Source organism: Gemmobacter nectariphilus DSM 15620 (genome assembly GCF_000429765.1).
Lineage (GTDB): Bacteria > Pseudomonadota > Alphaproteobacteria > Rhodobacterales > Rhodobacteraceae > Wagnerdoeblera > Wagnerdoeblera nectariphila.
Window position 1 is genome coordinate 109,544 of sequence record NZ_KE386949.1, and the last position, 19,531, is coordinate 129,074.

General features: G+C 66.7%; 16 protein-coding genes. 7 read left to right on the forward strand and 9 right to left on the reverse strand.

Annotated elements, in window-relative coordinates; all coding sequences use genetic code 11:
- Positions 1–16 precede the first annotated feature (16 nt).
- The 7 genes from G481_RS0119265 to G481_RS0119295 form a co-directional block, all read right to left on the reverse strand.
- Complete coding sequence (locus G481_RS0119265; protein ID WP_028031440.1) at positions 17–1,510, reverse strand: sugar ABC transporter ATP-binding protein; 1,494 nt, start codon at positions 1,508–1,510, stop codon at positions 17–19.
- A complete protein-coding gene (locus G481_RS0119270; protein ID WP_028031441.1) occupies positions 1,510–2,559 on the reverse strand; it encodes an SMP-30/gluconolactonase/LRE family protein in 1,050 nt (349 codons plus the stop codon). The genes G481_RS0119265 and G481_RS0119270 overlap by 1 nt, the downstream gene beginning before the upstream one ends.
- A complete protein-coding gene (locus G481_RS0119275) occupies positions 2,556–4,670 on the reverse strand; it encodes an ABC transporter permease (protein WP_028031442.1) in 2,115 nt (704 codons plus the stop codon). Before G481_RS0119275 ends, G481_RS0119270 begins: the two co-directional genes overlap by 4 nt.
- 90 nt (positions 4,671–4,760) lie before the next feature.
- Positions 4,761–5,786: a sugar ABC transporter substrate-binding protein gene (locus G481_RS0119280; protein WP_028031443.1), complete on the reverse strand. Its 1,026-nt coding sequence runs from the start codon at positions 5,784–5,786 to the stop codon at positions 4,761–4,763.
- Positions 5,787–5,841: 55 nt separating this feature from the next.
- Entirely contained in the window at positions 5,842–6,828 is a 987-nt protein-coding gene (locus G481_RS0119285) for an ABC transporter permease (protein WP_028031444.1), read from the reverse strand.
- Between the two features lie 279 nt (positions 6,829–7,107).
- Complete coding sequence (locus G481_RS0119290) at positions 7,108–8,073, reverse strand: LysR substrate-binding domain-containing protein (RefSeq protein ID WP_028031445.1); 966 nt, start codon at positions 8,071–8,073, stop codon at positions 7,108–7,110.
- Between the two features lie 281 nt (positions 8,074–8,354).
- A complete protein-coding gene (locus G481_RS0119295) occupies positions 8,355–9,494 on the reverse strand; it encodes a CaiB/BaiF CoA transferase family protein (RefSeq protein WP_028031446.1) in 1,140 nt (379 codons plus the stop codon).
- Between the two features lie 253 nt (positions 9,495–9,747).
- Between G481_RS0119295 and G481_RS24660 the strand changes: the two genes are divergently transcribed.
- The 3 genes from G481_RS24660 to G481_RS0119310 are packed head-to-tail and all read left to right on the forward strand — an operon-like array spanning position 9,748 to position 13,123.
- Positions 9,748–11,103 (forward strand): MmgE/PrpD family protein, encoded by a 1,356-nt coding sequence (locus G481_RS24660; protein WP_035026810.1) that lies wholly within the window; start codon positions 9,748–9,750, stop codon positions 11,101–11,103.
- Between the two features lie 7 nt (positions 11,104–11,110).
- Positions 11,111–12,280, forward strand: coding sequence for an acyl-CoA dehydrogenase family protein (locus G481_RS0119305; RefSeq protein WP_154664696.1), 1,170 nt, complete (start codon positions 11,111–11,113; stop codon positions 12,278–12,280).
- Positions 12,281–12,289: 9 nt separating this feature from the next.
- Complete coding sequence (locus G481_RS0119310; RefSeq protein ID WP_028031448.1) at positions 12,290–13,123, forward strand: HTD2 family dehydratase; 834 nt, start codon at positions 12,290–12,292, stop codon at positions 13,121–13,123.
- Positions 13,124–13,299: 176 nt separating this feature from the next.
- Here the strand turns inward: G481_RS0119310 and G481_RS0119315 are convergent, their stop codons facing one another.
- Positions 13,300–13,695, reverse strand: coding sequence for a hypothetical protein (locus G481_RS0119315; RefSeq protein ID WP_028031449.1), 396 nt, complete (start codon positions 13,693–13,695; stop codon positions 13,300–13,302).
- A gap of 146 nt (positions 13,696–13,841) precedes the next feature.
- On the opposite strand from G481_RS0119315, the gene G481_RS0119320 reads away from it, so the two are divergent.
- The 4 genes from G481_RS0119320 (at position 13,842) to G481_RS0119335 (ending at position 18,896) form a co-directional block, all read left to right on the forward strand.
- A complete protein-coding gene (locus G481_RS0119320) occupies positions 13,842–15,809 on the forward strand; it encodes a bifunctional 2',3'-cyclic-nucleotide 2'-phosphodiesterase/3'-nucleotidase (protein ID WP_028031450.1) in 1,968 nt (655 codons plus the stop codon).
- Positions 15,810–15,931: 122 nt separating this feature from the next.
- Complete coding sequence (gene hemF / locus G481_RS0119325; RefSeq protein WP_028031451.1) at positions 15,932–16,813, forward strand: oxygen-dependent coproporphyrinogen oxidase; 882 nt, start codon at positions 15,932–15,934, stop codon at positions 16,811–16,813.
- 62 nt (positions 16,814–16,875) lie between these two features.
- The gene (locus G481_RS0119330; protein ID WP_028031452.1) at positions 16,876–17,544 is read left to right on the forward strand and encodes a winged helix-turn-helix domain-containing protein; all 669 of its coding nucleotides are present in this window, start codon (positions 16,876–16,878) and stop codon (positions 17,542–17,544) included.
- A complete protein-coding gene (locus G481_RS0119335; RefSeq protein WP_028031453.1) occupies positions 17,541–18,896 on the forward strand; it encodes an ATP-binding protein in 1,356 nt (451 codons plus the stop codon). The genes G481_RS0119330 and G481_RS0119335 overlap by 4 nt, the downstream gene beginning before the upstream one ends.
- A gap of 70 nt (positions 18,897–18,966) precedes the next feature.
- Here the strand turns inward: G481_RS0119335 and G481_RS0119340 are convergent, their stop codons facing one another.
- On the reverse strand, positions 18,967–19,518 hold the full coding sequence (locus G481_RS0119340; protein WP_028031454.1) for a L,D-transpeptidase: 552 nt from the start codon (positions 19,516–19,518) through the stop codon (positions 18,967–18,969).
- Between the last annotated feature and the right edge of the window lie 13 nt (positions 19,519–19,531).

Here is a 19,531-nt window from a genome sequence, read left to right on the forward strand (position 1 = left end):
TGTGTCCTCCGGCGGCCTAGTGGACGGCCGCATACATGATCTTTTCCTCGGTGGCCTCGTCGATGCCGAATTCCTCGACCACCCGGCCCTGCCGCGCGACCAGCACACGGTCGGCCAGGTTCATGATTTCCGGCAGATAGGACGAGATGACAACCACGGCGAGGCCACTGTCGGCCAGTTCGTTGATCACCGCATGAAGTTCGGCAATCGCCCCCACGTCAACCCCGCGAGTCGGTTCGTCAAAAATCACCAGTTTGGGCCGCTGGACCAGCGATTTGGCGATCACCACCTTTTGCTGGTTGCCGCCCGACAGCTCGATCACCTTGGCATTGCCGTCGATGGCGCGCACGTTCAGCCGTTTGGTCCAGTCCTGCGACAGATCCATCATCTCCTTGTAGGACACGATGGGCATGCGGTTCAGATCGGCGCCCAGCAGGCCGGTATAGATGTTTTCCGCAATGGATTTCGTCTCGAAGAAGCCTTCCAGCTTGCGATCCTCGGTGACGTAGACGATGCCATCCTTGACCGCCGGGCGCGGGGTGCGATAGCGCACCGACCGCCCGCCCAGCCGCACCTCGCCGCCATGCAGGAAGTCGCGCTTGATGACACCGGCGATGATCTTGGCGGTTTCCGTCCGGCCCGATCCGATCAGGCCGAACACCCCGGTGATCTGTCCGGCATAGACGGAAAACGAGGTGTTGCGCACCATCCGCCCCATCGACAGGTTCTGAACGCTCAGCACCTTGGCGCCATAGGGGCGAGGGGCGCGGGCGCCTTTCTGATAGATTTCCTCGGTCAGGGTGCGGCCGACCATATGGCCGATGATGCGGTCGCGGTCAAAGGCGCTGGCCTGATCCGTCACCACATGCTGGCCATCGCGCAAGATGGTGATGCGGTCGGAAATCGCCAGCGCCTCTTCCAGCGCGTGGGTGATGAAGATGATCGACACCCCGTCGGCCTTGAGCCGCGCGACCAGGCCAAAGAAATGGTGCTTTTCCTCGGGCGTCAGGGTGGCGGTGGGTTCGTCAAAGATGATGACCCGCGCCTTGTGGTGAACGGCGCGGGCGATTTCCACCATCTGCTTTTGCGCCGCGCCCAGCTGGCTGACGAACATGGTGGGATCGACGTTGAAGTTCAGCGATTGCAGGAACTGCTGGGCGGAAATGTAGATGCCGCGCAGGCGGTTCAGGAACCCTTCGTTGCCCAGATAGATGTTCTGCGCCACCGTCAACGAGGGCACCAGCGAGGTTTCCTGAAACACCATCGCAATGCCATTGTGCAGCGCGTCGGCAGGGCGGGAAAAGGCCAGCGCCTCGCCGCGAAAGCGCACCTCGCCATGCGTCGGGCTGTGAACGCCCGCGATGATCTTGGTCAGCGTCGACTTGCCCGCGCCATTCTCGCCCAGAAGGGCATGGATTTCGCCCGGCATCAGGGTGAAGTTCACGTCGCTCAGGGCCGGAACGCCATGGAATTCCTTGGTGACGCCCCGCAGTTCGATGATCGGCTCCATCAGCCCCTCCCCCGCGCCGGATCAAGGCGCAGCACTTCGTTTCCGCCGGTCGAGGCCGCCCAGAGCACACCGCCCGTTTCCAGGACCGAGGTGATGCCATGGCGCTGCCCGCCGGCGCGGCTGTGCAGGCTTTGCAGTGGCACGAACCCGGCATCGAGTTCGACCACCAGCCCGCTGGACCGGGTCGGCGCCCAGGGCTTGAGAATGCCCATCGACTTCAGCGCGCCGCCCTGCATGGGTTCGTGGAACGAATAGCCGGACCGCAGCGCCGGGGCGATCCAGAATTCGGGATCCACCTCGGCCATCATGGCGCGACGATAGGCGGGTTCGCGCAAGACCAGTTCCAGCAGCGGGCTGCGCGGCGCGAACAGCGCCAGCCACGCGCCGCCGCCTGCCGATGGTGCCAGACCGGCCGGATAGCCTGGCAGGTCCTCCATCAGCTGGGTCAGGCGGCCGCTGTCGTCCAGCCGGATCAACCGCTTGGCCCAGGCCTCGCTGACCACCATGCCATCGGCGCGGGGCAGAAGGCCGTTGGGAAAGCCCAGCCGATCGGCCATCACCCTGGGCGCGCTGCCAGGCGTCCAGCGCAGCACGCGGCCCGACCGGCGCAGTTCCAGAAAATCGCGCGACCAGTCGGCAAAGGGATGCACGGTGGATCCAACGGCGATCCACAGCGCGCCCGAGGCATCGCAGGCCAGCGCGGTCACGCAGGACAGGCCCGCCAGCGCCGGGGGCACGGTGCCGCCGATGGCAATGCCCTGCCCCTCGGCCGCAATAGCCAGCTGGCCATCGGGCATCACCGCAAGCGCGGTGATCATGCCCGCCGTCTCGGCCACCGGACCGGAGTCGGACATAACCTGCGTGCCTTCGGCCCACAGCACGCGCCCGCCCTGCACGACCAGCGCGCGGGGGGCACCGGCGGGAATGCCGGGCGCGGCATCTTCCAGCCGGTTGTTCGGCTTCAGCGCGCCATCCAGCGGCGGCACGGTCAGCGCGGCGCTGCCCCGGCCCAGCAGTCGATCCGACAGGGTTCGCAACGCGCCCATCATGCCCTTTTCCCCCAATAGTCGGACCAGGCAGACCAGGTCGGGTCGGCATCCTTCAGCCGCACGCGGCCGATGCGGTTGTTGGTGATCCCGCCCAGATACAGCCAGCCCTTGTGTTCACGCATCGAGGTGATCATCGGATGGTTCTTTGCCCCGCGATCCCACAGCGATTCCAGCACCTCGCCCTGATCGTTGAAGCGGATCACGCAGCCGATGTTGAGGTTCGGGTAAAGCCACTGGTCGGGCGCGATGCGGCGCGACATGCGGCGCCGGAAGCCCGGCATCCGCAAGGCCACATCCAGCGCGGGCGAGCGCATCCCCATGATGGCGCACCAATAGGTGCCGTCCGAGGCGCGGTTGATGTTGTCCGGGTAACCCGGCAGACGGTCCACCACGACCTCGACCTTGCCGGCCTTGGGGCCGCTGACCCACAGCCGGTTGATCCGGCAGCCCCAGCTTTCGGCGAACAGCACCGACTGGCCATCGCGCGCGGTGCACACGCCATTGGGGAACACCAGCTTGCGCACCACGGTATGGGTCTTGCCGGTGGCCGGATCGTGGCAGATGATCCGCCCGTTGCCACGGCTTTCCAGCGCATCGACCGGCCAGTCGTGCATTTCATACCGCACGGTCGCTTCGGAGAAATAGACCTTGCCATCGGGGGTGATGTCGCAATCATCCGCCAGCCGCAGCCGACTGTCATCGACCACCGACAGGGGAGAGCGGTTGGTTTCATCCGTCATCTTCGAGACGGTGCCATCGGGGGCGACCTTGTAAAGCCCCATGCCGCCGATACAGACCACCAGGTTCTTGTCTCGGTCAAAGCTCATGCCCAGGGGCGAGCCGCCGACATGGGCGAACACCTCGTGGCGTTTGTAATCGGGCGGGAAGAAGCGCACGATATCGCCGTGCCGCGTGCCGGTATAAAGGATGTCATCCTCGTCCAGGATCACATCCTCGGGGCTTTCGATTTCGCCCAGGCCGATGATTTCCACATCGGCCAGCCGGTCGTTCACCGCAAAGGCACCCTCGGACGTGCTGCGCGGCTCTGGCATCTCCACCAGCGTGGGCGAGACATAGACCTTGTTCAGCAGCTTGTCGCGGTTCTTCAGCCAGCGCACGTCGATGAACACCGCGAACAGCAGCGTCAGCCCCAGCACCATCGGACCCGAGCCGGAATTCAGCCCAAGGCGCAGCACGCCATTGGTCATCACCAGCACGATCACCGCACCGATCAGCGCCTTGACCACCGATCCGCGCCCGCCGCCCAGGCTGTTGCCGCCCAGAACCGCAGCGGTCAGGGCCATGATCTCGAGGCCCATGCCGGTATCGGAACCGGCGCCCGACAGGCGCGCGGCGTAGAGCACGCCGGCCAGCCCGCACAACATGCCCGAGATCGTATAGGCCGAACAGACGATGCCCCGCACCGGCAGGCCGATGTTATGCGCCGACCGGCGCGAGCCGCCGATGGCCATCGCCCGCCAGCCGGGACGCGAGCGGGTGATCAGGATATGCCCGACCAGCGCCACCACGACCAGAACCGCAAAGCTGAACGGCAGGCCCAGCACATCGCCCATGCCGACCAGATCCCAGAAGGGATCGTCGAAGAAGCTCATGGACATGGCCTGCGCGTATTTCAGCAGCAGCATGTCGACAATGGCGCGCACGATGATCAGCGTGACCAGCGTGGTCAGAAACGCCCTCAGCCGCAGAAAGCCGATCAGCAGCCCGTTCACCAGCCCGACCGATCCGCACACCAGCACCGTCGCCGGGATCGCGGCCCAGACCGGCCAGCCCGCCAGGTTCAGCAGCGCCAGCGCGGTGAAATTGCCCAGCGCAAAGTTCGATCCGACCGACAGGTCGATCCCGCCCACGATGATCACCGTCATCATCGCGAGGCAGACCAGGGCGAATTCCCCCAGCTGCCGCCCGGTCATCGACAGGTTGCCGGCCGAAAAGAAGTTGGGCAGCAGCATCCCGAAGGCTGCGATCACCACCACCAGAACCAGAAAGGGAATGGCGTTGTCGATCCACTTCTTCGACAGGATTTCACCGATCACATGATCGGGGATGAAGCGGTATCTCAGCCTTGCAAGCGTTCCTGCCCGTGCCACGTCGACCTCTTGTCATTCATTGGCCGGGGCCGCAGGGCCCCGGTAGGGCGGCGGCCGGGACGGGCCCGGCGCACCGCGCGGCGTGGTGGCTTAGCGCAGCAGACGCGCGTAATCCTCGGGGTTGAAGCAGGTGCCGTCCTTGACGTCATCCTTGGTCATGTAGCGGTAGGGCGAATAGATCTGCGTCTTGATCGCGCCCCCGCCCTGCTTGTTCTGCAAGGCGACCATGATCGCGGTCCAGGCATCGCGGCCCATGCCCACGGCGTCATAGTTGTAGGCGGCGGTGAAGGTGCCATCCTTCAGCATGTCGCACATCGACTGCGCCCCGCCGCCCGAGGTGATGAAGAACACCTTGTCCGACAGCCCCGCCTGCTTGATCGCGGCGCCCGTGCCGACGCCCTGCCCGTCCCACACGTCGATGACGGCGCAGATGTCCGGGTGCTGTTGCAGCACGGTTTCGGTGATCGCCCGCGCCTTCGACGCATCCCAGTCCGCCGCCTGGCTGGAGACGATCTGGATGTCCGGGTTCTCGGCAAAGACCTTGTTGAGGCCCTGCACCTGATAGAAGCTGACGCCGCCCGTCAGCACGCCCTGCACGATCGACACCTTGTGCGAGGTGTTGGTGCCCTTGCCGCATTTCTCGACGACCTTCTGGGCGATCTTTTCGCCCATGCCGATCAGGTCGGGGGCGACGACGGCATCGGTCTGCACGGCGCCGGCCATGTTCATCTGCACGACGACGATGCCCTTGGCGTTCGCCTGCTTCATCAGGCGGGCCAGCGACTGGATGTCGGGGTTTTGCGTCACGATCACATCGGGCTGTTCAGCCAGCAGCGCGGTAAAGCCCTGCGCCATGGCGTCCGTGCTCCAGTTCGGATCCTGCGAGGTGAATTCCATCCCGTAGACTTCGGCCTGCTGCTTGACGACGCCGCCCCAGGCCTGCGCCAGGTCAAAGCCGATCGAGATCGGCAGATAGGCGATCTTCTTGCCCTTGAGGCTTTCCATCGCGGGTTCGCGGAACGGATCCTTGAAGTCCTGCGCGCTGGCCGACAGCGCGCCGGCGGTAATCCCGGCGATGGTGGCAAGGCCAAGGCCCAGCTTGCGAATGGTTCCCATCTTGTTGTCCTCCCTGACAATTTCGTTGGTTATTGTTGGTCTGGCGGCGGCAGGGTCAGATATCGCCCTGCTGCCCGGTCTGTTCGTCCCGCGGGTTGAGAATGCTGTCGGCCACGATCGCCAGCAGCAGGATCAGGCTCTTGATGACGTTCTGGACGGTGTATTGAATGTCCATGATGGTCATGCCGTTCATCAGCACGCCGATCAGCAGGGTGCCGACGATCACGTTGCGCACATTCCCGCGCCCGCCCGACAGGCCGACCCCGCCCAGCACCACCACCAGGATCACGTCATAGATCATGTTGGAATTGACGACGCGGGTGTTCATCGCGGCAACAGAGGTCGCGGTGATGATCCCGGCCAGAAAGGCGATGCCGCCCGACAGCACATATTGCGTGACCAGCATGGGGCGAACCGGGATCGCGGTGATCCGCGCGGCGGCCGCATTGTCCCCGATGGCAAAGATGAACCGCCCCGGCTTGGTAAAGCGCAGAAAGGCCCAGACCAGCGCCGCCACGATCAACGCCACCACCACCGGCATCGGCACGCCCAGGAAATAGCCCTGCCCGAGCGATTTGATCCAGCCGATATCGTTCGGCATGTAGACCACATCGGTGCCGGTGATCAGGTTCGACCGCCCGAAGCCATAGATGAACGTGGCCATGGCCAGCGTGGCGAACAGCGGCGGGATATCGGCATAGGCGATCAGAAGGCCGGTGATCAGGCTCATGATCAGGGCAAAGCCCAGGCCCATGACCAGCGCCGTGCCCAGCGGCGTGCCCGTGCTGACCAGTTGCAGCGCCCAGGCGACCGAGATCGCCATGGTCGCCACCATCGACAGGTCGATCCCCCGACCCAGCACGACGACCAGCATTCCAACGCCCAGAATGCCCAGCACCGCAACGCTGCGCAGCAGGGCCAGCATGTTGTTGGCCGACAGGAAGCCGGGCAGCAATGTGGTGAACAGCGCGAACAGCAGGATCGTCAACAGAAAGACGATCCGCTCCTGATTGAGGAGCCGGAACAGGCCCTTGGATGTCATGCGTTCCCCCTGCCGACGTTGCCCAGTTTTCGGCGCGCGCCCCCCTCCTCCAAGGGGTGGATTGAGGCGCGCCGCGAGGGCTTGCCGGTTTCCTGTCGCGCCTCCCCCCGCGTGCTTCCGGGGGTGTCCGGGAAAGGTTAGCAGCGGCCGATATCACCGGAAATTATAATTTAATGATCATCACTATCGTGCAATGTTATGACCAAGGCCAGCGAGCCCCGTCAATCGGGGCGGCAACCGGCCCCGGTCCTTTGCCATGATGGCCGACGGGCCTTGGGCTCAGGCCTCGGCGCTGTCTTCGGGGGTCAGCGCCTGGGCCCCGATCCAGCGGCCGCTGCGGGCCAGATCGCGCAGCACCTCGCAGGTCAGGGTCTGGATGGCGGCGACGGCATTGGTCATCGGCCGCTCGACCGAATGCGCCAGATGGACCGATCGCAGGATCGTCGGGCCCTCGATCGTCCAGCCGCGCAGCGCGCCGGCCGCAATGTCACGGGCAACCGCGTTTTCCGGCAGGATCGAATAGCCAAAGCCGATGCGCACCAGTTCCTTGATGTTGGCATAGGAATCGACGTCGATCACCGTGTTCAGATCCAGCCCCGAGGCCAGCGCATGGCGCATCAGCAGCTCGCGCAGCCCATGTGCCGCGCCAGGCAGGATCAGCGGCAACCGCGCGATCTGGTCATAGGGCATGGCCGTTCCGGGCGGCGGCAGGTCAGGGCGCAATGGATCGCGTGCAGGGCCGAAGAACATCAGCTCTTCTTCCAGCAGCCGCACGGTGGAAATGCCGTGGTCGCTGACATCGCGGTAGAGCACGGCCAGGTCGATGCGCGCCTCGCGCATCCATTCCAGAACGAAGCCGCTCATCGCCTCGGCGATGCGCAGCTTGATCCTGGGATAGCGCTGATGGGCGGCGGTGATCAGCGGAACCGACAGGATTTCCCCGATGGTGCCGGGCAGGCCCAGCCGAACCTCGCCCGAAGGGTCGTTTTCATGGCCGCGGATCTCGTCTTCGGCAATGGCGAACTGGTCCAGGATGATGCGGGCATTGCGCAGCAAGATCGCCCCTGCCTCGGTCGGCAGGACGCCCTTGGGGCTGCGAAACAGCAGCTGGGTGCCCAGATCGGCCTCCATGTTGCGCACATGCAGCGACAGGGCGGGCTGCGCCACCCGCAGCAAGGCCGCCGCGCGCGAGAACGAGCCCTGTTCGACAATGGCAACGAAATAGCGAAGCTGGCGCGCGTCCATGGATCAATCCTGCCGGGTCCGGGCAGCCTAGTCCCCCGACCGCCCCGCCGCAAGCGCCGGCCGGCCGCAGGGGCGCCGCGCGATCGGGCGGCCGACGTGCCAGGCCCCGACCGGGGATGGGTATTTGGAAAAAGGCAAAGACTGCAGGCCGGGTGCGGGGTCGGGGGGCGTTCCCGGCAGGCCGCGCGGTGCGGGCCAGGAGGGGCGGAGGGGCGTGTGGCGGCCATGACAATGACGGCGCTTATGGGTGCCGGCATCGGGCGGCGCGGCCAGGCGGTTGTTTATCCGGCCTGGCCGCCCGCGAATTCGGCCAGGGCGGCGGCGGTGTGCTGACCAAGCGCCGGAACCGGGCCCGGGTCGGTCGGCTGGCCATCGATCAGGATTGCCGGGGCCAGCATCCGCACCGGGCCGGCGGGCGTCATCACCTCGACCATCCGGTTTTGCGGGTGGCTGGCCAGATCGGCCATCGAGGAAATCCGGCCATAGGCGATCTGGGCCGCCTCGAGCCGGGCGGCGATGGCGTCGCGGTCCAGCGGGGCAAAGGCGGCGGCGATCAGATCCCCCAGCGCGGCGCGGTTGGCCACCCGCGCCGCGTTGCCGGCAAAGCGCGGATCGTCGGCCAGGGCGGGCTGGCCCAGCACCTCGGTGCAGAAGCGGCGCCATTCGCGGTCGTTCTGCACCGCCAGCAGGATCGGCCGCCCGTCGCCGCCTGCATAGGCGCCATAGGGGGCGATGGTCGGGTGGCTTAGCCCGCTGCGCGCGGCTTCGCGGCCGCCATAGGCGAATTGCAGATAGGGCACGTTCATCCAGTCGCTCAGTGCATGGAACAGCGACACGTCGATGCGCCGCCCCTGCCCTGTCTGCGCCCGCGCATAAAGCGCCTGCAGCACCGCCTGATGCGCCGTGACCCCGGCGGCAATGTCGCACACCGAAATGCCGACGCGGGCCATGTCGTCGCCCGTTCCGGTGATCGAGGACAGCCCGCTTTCGGCCTGCACCAGAAGGTCATAGGCCTTGAGGTGTTTCAGCGGCCCCGCATCGCCATAGCCCGAGATCGACACCGTGATCAGCCGGGGGTCGCGCGCGCGCAGATCGGCGGGGTCAAAGCCCAGCCGGGCGATGGCGCCCGGCGCAAGGTTCTGGATGAACACATCGGCCCGCGCCACCATGCCGGCCAGCACCTCGCGCGCGCCCGCATCGCGCAGATCGAGGCAGACCGATTCCTTGCCCCGGTTCAGCCAGACGAAATAGGCGCTTTCGCCCATGACCAGCCCGTCATAGCCGCGGGCGAAATCGCCCTCGGGCCGTTCGATCTTGATCACCCGCGCGCCGGCCTCGGCCAACCGCGAGGACAGATAGGGGGCGGCCACCGCCTGTTCGACCGAGACGACCAGCAGCCCTTCCAGATCCCGGCATCTCATCTTGCGCATCCCCCGCCCGTGGCCCCTTCCGCCCGCCGACATGCGGGCCGGGCGCCCTGGTGCCCAAAGATCAGGCAAAGATGCCATCACTTCAAATAACACCTTCCTCGATCCGCTATAGAAGTTCTGTATGGCCAACAGGCAGGGGCACCGATGGCCAGCCATAAGATCGCGCTATTCCTTCCCTAGCAATTCTCTATTTCAAATTATGCCCCCAACCTTTCATGGTCGTCCGGCGCGCAAGGAGACTGATATGCAGCTGACCCGCCGTCTGGCAGATTTCGCCGCTGGCACCCCGACCGACGCCCTGCCGCCCGAGGTGCCGGCGCGGGCGCTGGCACTGATGACCGATCTGGTCGGATCCATCATCCGGGCGGCGAACGAGGCGGATTCGACGCCGTCGGTTCTGGCCATGGTGGACCGGCTGGGGCTGGCGGGGGATGGGCCCTGCACGGTCTTTGGCCTCAACCGGCGCTATGGTGCGGCGGCGGCGGCATTGCTGAACGGCACTTTCGGCCATTCGCTGGATTTCGACGATACGCATTCCGACAGCTCGCTGCACCCCAGCGCGCCGGTGGTGCCTGCGGCCTTGGCGGCGGCGGAACTGACCGGCGCCTCGGGGGCCGATCTGCTGGCCGCCATCGTGATCGGGTTCGAGGTCTGCTGCCGGCTGGGCATGGCGCTGGACCCGACGGCGCATTACGCGCGCGGCTTTCACCCGACGGCCACCGCCGGCACCTTTGGCGCCGTAGCAGCGGCCGGGCGGCTTCTGGGGCTGGATGGGGCGGCCATGGCCTCGGCCTTTGGGGTGGCGGCCAGTCAGGCGTCCGGGTCGCTGCAGTTCCTGCAAAATGGTGCCTGGAACAAGCGTTATCAGGTGGGCGAGGCCGCGATGAAGGGGCTGATGGCCGCCACGCTGGCCCAGGGCGGTTTCATCGGTTCGGCCGAGGCGCTGGAAGGCACGCACGGCTTTTTGCGCGGCTACAGCGATGGCGCCGACCCGGCCCGCGCGATTGCCGGGCTGGGCGAAGTGTGGGAGACGCTGCGGATCGGGGTCAAACCCTATCCGGCCTGCCGCTATACCCATGCGGCGGTGGATGGCCTGCTGGACTTGCAGCGCCAGCACGGCTGGCGGGCCGAGGATGTGTCGGCCATCCGCGTCGGGCTGCACCGCAACGGCATCGCGCTGGTCGGCGCGCCGCTGGCCGCCAAGCAGCGCGCCCGCAGCGTGGTCGAGGGGCAATTCTCGATGCCCTTTGCGGCTGCAGTTGCGCTGCTGCGCGGGCGCTTTGGCTGGGACGATTACGACCTGCTGGGCAATCCGCAGGCCGAGGCCATCGCGGCGCGGGTGGATGTGTGGAACGACCCCAGCCTTGAAGGTCTGCGCCACCCGTTCGGCGCCACGTTGGAGGTGACGGCCGGGGGCAGCACCCACAGCTTGCGCATTGCCGACCCGTCGGGCGAGCCTGAAACCTTTCCGACGCCGGGCGCCTGCGCCGCCAAGTTCGGTGCCCTGGCCGGGCCGGTGCTGAACGCGGGCGCCGATGACTGGCTGCACCGGCTGGCCAGCCTGCCCGGCGCCGCCTCTGTCCGCGACCACCTTGCCTGAGGATCCCATGCCCGACACTTACGACATGCAGGCCGCCTATCCCGAAATCCGCGAAGGGGTGCGCGCGTTGTGCGCCCAGTTCCCGCCAGAGTATCACCGCAAGGTGGACGAGGCCCGCGCCTATCCCGAGGCCTTTGTCGAGGCCCTGACGCGCGAGGGCTGGATGTCGGCGCTGATCCCCGAGGCCTATGGCGGCTCGGGGCTGGGGCTGGCCGAAGCCTCTGTCATCATGGAGGAAATCAACCGCGCGGGCGGCAATTCGGGCGCCTGCCACGGGCAAATGTACAACATGAACACGCTGATCCGGCACGGGTCCGAGGAACAGCGCCGCACCTATCTGCCCAGGATCGCCACGGGCGAGCTGCGCCTGCAATCCATGGGCGTGACCGAACCCACCACCGGCACCGACACCACCAACCTGCGCACCACCGCCGTGCGGCGGGGCGATCGCTGGGTCATCAACGGGCAGAAGGTCTGGATCAGCCGCATTCAGCATTCCGACCTGATGATCCTGCTGGCCCGCACGACGCCGGTGGATCAGGTGAAGAAACGTTCCGAGGGGCTGTCGATCTTTCTGGTCGATCTGCGCGAGGCGATCGGCAAGGGGCTGGAGGTCCGTCCGATCCTGAACATGGTCAACCACGAGACCAACGAGCTGTTCTTTGACAATCTGGAGATCCCGGCGGAAAACCTGATCGGGCAGGAAGGTCAGGGGTTCAAGTATATCCTGACCGGGCTGAACGCCGAACGCGCGCTGATCGCGGCGGAATGTATCGGGGATGGCTACTGGTTCACCGACCGGGTGGTCGATTACACCAAGAACCGCGTGGTCTTTGGCCGGCCCATCGGGCAAAATCAGGGGGTGCAGTTCCCCATCGCCGAAGCCTATATCGAGGTCGAGGCAGCAAACCTGATGCGCTGGCAGGCCTGCCGCAAGTTCGATGCCGGGCTGCCCTGCGGGCCGGAAGCGAACATGGCGAAGTATCTGGCCGCCAAGGCCAGCTGGGAGGCCGCGAATGCCTGCATCCAGTTCCACGGCGGCTTTGGCTTTGCCTGCGAATACGATGTGGAACGCAAGTTCCGCGAAACCCGGCTGTATCAGGTGGCGCCGATCTCGACCAACCTGATCCTGTCCTATGTGGCCGAGCATATCCTTGGCCTGCCCCGTTCCTACTGAAGGCACCCAATGAGCACGCTGGACATCGACCATCTGCGCCAATGGGTCGGCACGACGCGCGAAAGCCGCGATACGATCAGCCCCCGGCTGGCGCATGGTCTGGACGCCATTCTGGACGGCAAGGACACCCCGCAACCGGGCGATGTGGCGCCGAGCGGAATTCACTGGTGTCTCTCGCCCGACATTGCCCCCATGTCGGGGCTTGGCCCCGATGGCCACCCGGCACGCGGCGGGTTCCTGCCGCCGGTGCCGCTGCCGCGCCGGATGTGGGCCGGGGGGCGGTTGCAGTTTCACGGCACCTTTCGGGTGGGGGACGAGATCCACCGCCTGTCGCGCGTCGCCTCGGTCGAGGTCAAGGAAGGGCGCAGCGGGGCGCTGTGCTTTGTCGCGGTGCTGCACGAGTATCACGGACCCTCGGGTCTGGTGCTGAACGAGCAGCACGACATCGTCTACCGCGACATCACCCCCAGCATGGCCGCGCCCGCGCCGGACACCATCGCCCCGGCCGAGTGGCGCGAGGAGATCGCGGCAAGCCCTGTCCTGCTGGCGCGATATTCGGCTGTCACCTTCAACGGCCACCGCATCCATTATGACCGTGACTATTGCCGGGATGAGGAGCTGTATCCCGGTCTGGTCGTCCACGGCCCGTTGCAGGCGACATATCTGCTGGCCATGGCGGCGCGGATGCTGGGCCGGATGCCTGGCGACTTCCGCTTTCGCGGCGTCGCGCCGCTGTTCGATGGCCAGCGCATGAGCGTCAACGGCACCCGCGCGCCCGATGGCCTGGCCTTGTGGACCGCCGCACAGAACGGGGCCATCACCATGCAGGCCAGCGCGACCTGAGGCCGCCCGCCCCCGGTCAACCGCTGCGCCTGGCCCCGGCCGCGCTGGGTATTTGGAAAAAGGCAAAGCAGCGAGGGCAGAGCAAGGCGAGCCTCGTTTGCGCGGCAGGGACCGCTGTCATGGGCGCGATGTCTCGAGACCGCGCCCATGACCCGAGGGCCAGCCCGTCGCCGCGATCACTCTGGATATTTCGCCTTGCATTCGGCAATGACCGGCGCCGCGGCGCGTTCGAGTTCGCGTTGCTTTGCCTCCATGCTGGTCAGCTTGGCGCGTTCCTCGGTCAGGTTGATGGCCTTTGGACGCACCTCGATGCGCGGGACGTTTTCAAAGCACATCTCGGGCGGGCCGGCAGGTTTGCCGTCGACCATTGGCGGCGGGCCGCAGCGAACCCAGGTCCAGTTGTCGACCTCGACCTCTTCGAGCGCATAGCCGCGGGCAATGTTGGCGCGGGTTTCGTCGATCAGCCGGTTCATCACAAAAAGATCGCGGGCGCCCAGGCGGATGCACTGTTCCTGCGGCGTGCCGCAGGCGGCCAGCAATCCAAGAAGGGCAAGGGGGGCATATGCACGCATGACGGGACTCCTGTGGAAACAGGCTAAGCCTTCCTGCGCGTGACGCAAGGGGCCTACCACCGTGCCTCGTGGCTGTTACAGTGACGTGATTGAACACCTGCGAATCCAACCGCCGCGCCGCGCGGCCCATTGCCAAGGTTTCCGCCATGTCGCCCATGATCACCCGACGCCGCCTGATCCTGTCGTCCGCCGCAGCTGGCGGGCTGATGCTGGTGCATCCGTTCACCGCGCGTGCGCAGGCCGGTCAGGCGCATCTGCGCATTCTGGCGACCACCGACCTGCATTGCCATGTGCAGCCCTATGACTATTACGCCGACCGGGCGGTTGACACTGCCGGGCTGGCCCGCACCGCCACCATCCTGACCGAGTTGCGCGCCGAGGCCGCGAACAGCATCACGGTGGACAATGGCGATTATCTGCAAGGCAACCCGATGGGCGATTACATCGCCTACAAGAAGGGCATGAAGCCAGGCGACATTCACCCGGTGATCGCCGGGATGAACGCGGTCGGCTATGATGCCGGGACGCTGGGTAACCACGAATTCAACTATGGCGTCGATTTCCTGACGCTGGTGAATGCAGGCGCCGGTTTCCCGGTGGTCTGCGCCAATGTGGCGACCGAACTGGGCGCGACGCCGCTGGAAGACAAGCTGCTGGTGCAGCCCTATGTCGTGCTGGACAAGACCATCAAGGACGGCAGCGGCGCGGACCATGCGCTGAAGATCGGCATCATCGGCTTTGCCCCGCCGCAGATCATGCAATGGGACCGCGCGCATCTGGAAGGCACCCACCATGCGCGCGACATCCTCGAGGCCGCCCGCGCCTGGGTGCCCGAGCTGCGCAAGACCGCCGATATCGTGATCGTGCTGTCGCATAGCGGCATCGACACTGCCGAGGAAGCCAGGTGGATGGAAAACGCCGCCTGGCATCTGGCCGGGATCGAGGGGGTGGATGCCATCGTGCTGGGTCATCAGCACAAGCTGTGGCCCGCCAAGGACTTTGAGGGGGCGGAACTTGATGCCTCGAACGGTCATATCCGCGGTGTTCCGGCGGCGATGGCGGGGTTCTGGGGCTCGCATCTGGGGATCATCGACCTGATGCTGGAGAAGTCGGGCGATGGCTGGACCGTCGCCTCGGGCGAAGGCGCGCTGCGGCCGATCAGCGAAAGGACGCCTGATCGCAAGGTCAAAGCGCTGGTTGGCGACTATGCCCCCGCCATCGCGGCCACTGCGGCGGTTCACGCCGAGACGCTGGATTATGTCCGCGCCGAGGTCGGCAGGACCGATGCCCCGCTGCATTCCTATTTCGCGCTGGTGGCGGACGATCCTTCGGTCCAGATCGTCAACATGGCGCAGTCCTGGTATGTGGCCCAGCTGCTCAAGGGCACCGAACATGAAGGGCTGCCGCTGGTGTCTGCCGCCGCGCCGTTCAAGGCCGGTGGCCGGGGCGGGCCGGAATATTACACCGATGTCGCGCCGGGGCCGGTTGCAATCAAGAACGTGGCCGATCTTTACCTTTACCCCAACACCTTGCAGGTGGTGCGCATCACGGGCGAGCAGCTGAAAGGCTGGCTGGAGCGGTCCGCCGGCGCCTTCAACCAGATCGAGCCGGGCAAGGCCGACCAGCCGCTGCTGAACCCCGACTTCCCCAGCTACAATTATGACGTTATCGACGGGGTGACCTACAGGATCGACCTGTCGCAGCCCGCGCTGTTCCTGCCCAATGGCGAGATCAACATGCTGCGCGCCAGCCGGATCACCGATCTGATGTATCAGGGCAAGCCGGTCGACCCCGAACAGGAGTTCATCGTGGCGACCAACAATTACCGCGCCTCGGGCGGGGGCAACTTCCCCGGTGCCGACGGGTCCACGGTGATCTTGCGCGCGCCCGACACCAACCGCGACATCATCGTGCGCTATATCGTCGAAAAGGGCACCATCGCCCCGGCGGCCGATGCGAACTGGACCTTTGCCCCGATCGCAGGGGCCTCGGTGCTGTTCCAGACCGGCCCCAGGGCCGAGGCGCATCTGGACGATGTGCGCAAGCGCGGGCTGAACATCGACCTGGTGGGACCGGGCAGCGACGGCTTCGCCAGCTATCGCATCACCTTGTAAGGCGGATCGGCCCTCTCCCCCGGCAAGGGGAGGGGGCGCGGCCCCGCTGCGCATCGCGTGCACCGCTCTGGCCAGCGGCGCTCCATCTTGCTATGGCAAGGGGAAAGCTGCCGGAGGCCGCCATGCTCGATTCCGAATTCGAAGACCGCAAGTCCAGCGCCTCCGGCTGGTTCCGAAAGCTGCGCGACCGTATCGTCGCCGCCTTCGAGGCGCTGGAGGACCGGCACACCTCTGGCCCCGGATCGGACCTTCCCGCCGGGCGGTTCGAGGTGACCCCGACCAGCCGGGCCAATGATGGCGGCGGCGGCATCATGTCGGTGATGCGCGGCGGGCGAGTGTTCGAGAAAGTGGGCGTCAACTGGTCCGCCGTTCACGGCAGCTTGCAGCCGCGCGCGCAAAAGGCGATGGCGGCCCGCGGTGTGCCGGGGATGGAAAGCGATCCGCGCTTCTGGGCCAGCGGCATCAGCCTTGTGGCCCATATGCGCAACCCGCATTGCCCGGCCGTCCACATGAACACCCGCATGTTCTGGACCCCTCATGCCTGGTGGTTCGGGGGCGGCGCCGATCTGAACCCCGCGCTGGAATATGCCGAGGACACCGCCCATTTCCATTCCGCCATGGAAGCCGCCTGCGATGCCCATGACCCGCGCTATTACGAGAAATTCCGCGCCTGGGCCGATGAATATTTCTTTGTCCCCCATCGTGGCCGGGCGCGCGGGGTCGGCGGCATCTTCTACGACGATCTGAACACTGGCGACTGGAACGCCGACTTTGCCTTTACCCGCGCCGTGGGCGAGGCGTTCCTGCCTGCCTTCGAGCCGCTGGTCGACCGGCGCCGGGGTCAGGTCTGGTCCGAGGCCGACCGCGATGCACAGCTGGTTCACCGCGGGCTTTATGCCGAATACAACCTTGTCTATGACCGGGGCACCAAGTTCGGGCTGGAAACCGGCCACGATGCCAATGCCGTGCTGATGAGCCTTCCGCCGCTGGCCAAGTGGATCTGAGGCGGCTTAAGGCTGGCTTAAGGTTGATGGCGCAGCCTGCCGCCCTGTGAAAGGCCGGACGCGTGCGGATACTGATTGTCGAGGATGACGACCTGTTGCGCGACGGGCTGACCGTCGGGCTGCGGCTGTCGGGCTTTTCGCCCGAGGCGGTCGGCACCTGTGCCGATGCGCGGGCGGCGCTGGGACTGGGCGGGTTTCAGGCGCTGGTGCTGGATCTGATGCTGCCCGATGGGTCGGGGCTGGATCTGCTGGCCGGGTTGCGTGCGGGCGGGATGGACCTGCCGGTTCTGGTGCTGACCGCCCGCGACGGGGTGGGCGACCGGGTGGCCGGACTGGACGGCGGGGCCGACGACTACCTTGGCAAACCCTTTGAATTGCAGGAACTTGCGGCCCGCTTGCGGGCGATCCTGCGCCGCCATGCCGGGCGGGCCGAGGCGCAGATGCGCTGGAACGGGCTGGCGCTGGATCCGGCCCGGATGCGCGGCACGCTGGACGGGCGCGAGGTGCCGTTCTCGCGCCGCGAATTCACCCTTTTGCAAGCCCTGATCGAACGACCCGGCGCGATCCTGTCCAAGGCCGCGCTGGAGGAGCGGCTCTATGGCTGGCAGGAAGAGGTCGAAAGCAACACCGTGGAAGTGCATGTCCACAAGCTGCGCGCCAAGCTGGGGGCGGGCTTCATCGAAACGGTGCGCGGGGCGGGTTACCGGCTGGCGGACCCGGAGGCACCATGACATCCATCCGCGCCCGGCTGTTCGTGATCTTGCTGGCGGCAACCGGCATTGTCTGGCTGTCGGCGGTGGTGTGGATCCAGCAGTCCACCCGCGCGCAGGTGGCCGAGGTGCTGGACCGCCGGCTTCAGGAGTCGGCGCAGATGGTTGCCTCGCTGATCGCCCGCAATGGCGGGATCGTCGGGGAGGGCACGGCCGCGCTGGTCCACGCGCCCGCCCTGCCCGGCGCCGCGCATGATTTCGCGCGCCAGCTGGTCTGTCAGGTCTGGGGCATCGACGGCAAGATGAAAAGCGGCTCGGATGGCGCGCCTGCCGTGCAGCTGGCCGATGGCCCCCAGGGGTTCAGCGAGCGCGAGGTCGATGGCGTGGTCTGGCGCGTCTACAGCCATGTGGACGCGGCCTCGGGGATCCGCGTCATGGTGGGCGATGCGCGGTTCATGCGGGACCGGCTGGTCGGCGGGGTGGTGCTGGGCCTGCTGGCCCCGGCGGTGCTGATCCTGCCGCTGCTGGCCGGGGCGATCTGGCTGGCGGTGCGCGGCGGGCTGGCCCCGCTGGATCGTTTTGCCGTCGCGCTGGCGCGCCGCCCGGCCACCGATCTGCGCCCGCTGGAGGCGCGCGGCGCCGCGCGTGAATTGCAGCCGACGATCACCGCCCTGAACGGGCTGTTCCAGCGCCTGCACACCGCACGCGAGCGCGAACGCAGCTTTACGGTCTTTGCAGCGCACGAACTGAAAACGCCGCTGGCCGGCCTCAAGACCCAGGCGCAGATTGCCGCCATCGCCCCGGATGAGGCGACACGCACCCGCGCCCTGACCCAGCTTGCCGCCGGGGTGGACCGGACCGACCGCATGGTCCGGCAACTGCTGGACATGAGCGTCGCCGAAAGTGCCGAAGCCAGCCAGGGACCGGCGCAGGATGGCGCGCGCCTCCTGTCGGATGTGGCCGAGGGGCTGGCCGGCCTTGCCCAGGCGCGCGGCGTGCGGCTGAGGGTTCAGGCACCCTCGGGCCTTTGGCGCACCACCCAGGCGGCGCTGCTGGCCCCGGCGCTGCGCAACCTGCTGGAAAACGCGATCCTTGCCTCGCCGCGTGATGCCACGGTCGAGGCAGGGATGGACCTGCACGCGGGGCGGATCCGCTTTTGCATCCGTGACCGCGGGCCGGGGATCGCCGCGCAGGACCGGCCCCATGTCACCGACCGCTTCTATCGCGGCACGGCCAGCGTGCCGGGGGGCGGCAGCGGGCTGGGGCTGGCCATCGTTGCCGCCGCGATAGAGCGGATGGGGGGCGATCTGCACCTGTCGCCGCGCGAGGGTGGCGGCGAGCAGGCTGAACTGGTCATCCCGGCAACCGACTGACATTTCGTAGATTTTCAGCGGACCATCGCAGGGGGCCTTGCAGGACTTTGCCGCAAGGCCCCCTGCCCTGTCAGATGATGCGCACCTGCGTGCCGATCGGGCAGATCTCGAACAGCTGGGCGATCATCTCGTTGTAAAGCCCGATGCAGCCGTCCGAGGATTTGCGCCCGATCTTGCGGGTGTCATGGGTGCCGTGGATGATGTAGGCGGGCCAGGACAGATACATCGCATGGGTGCCCAGCGGGTTTTCCGGGCCGGGCGGGATCGGCTTCCAGTCCGGATAGCGCTGCAGCTGCGAAGGCGTCGGGGTCCAGGACGGGCCGACCTTCTTGCGCACGATGCGGGTATAGCCGCGCTTGGTCAGATCGTCCGAGATCGGCACCGAGGTCGGGTAGATCCGGTAATCGCTGCCATCCCCGCTCCAGTAATGCAGGGCGCGCGAGACGGTATCGGCCACGATGGTCGCCTTGCCCAGATCGTCGAAATGGTCGCGCCAGTCCTGCCCGCGAAAGATCGAGGTGTTGCGGCGCACCGGCTCGCTCGCGCGGGCGCTGGCCGGCACGATCAGTCCGGCCGCCGCGCCAAGGCCAAGCAACAGGGTGGATCGGCGGGAAAGGGTCATGGTGTGCTCCTTG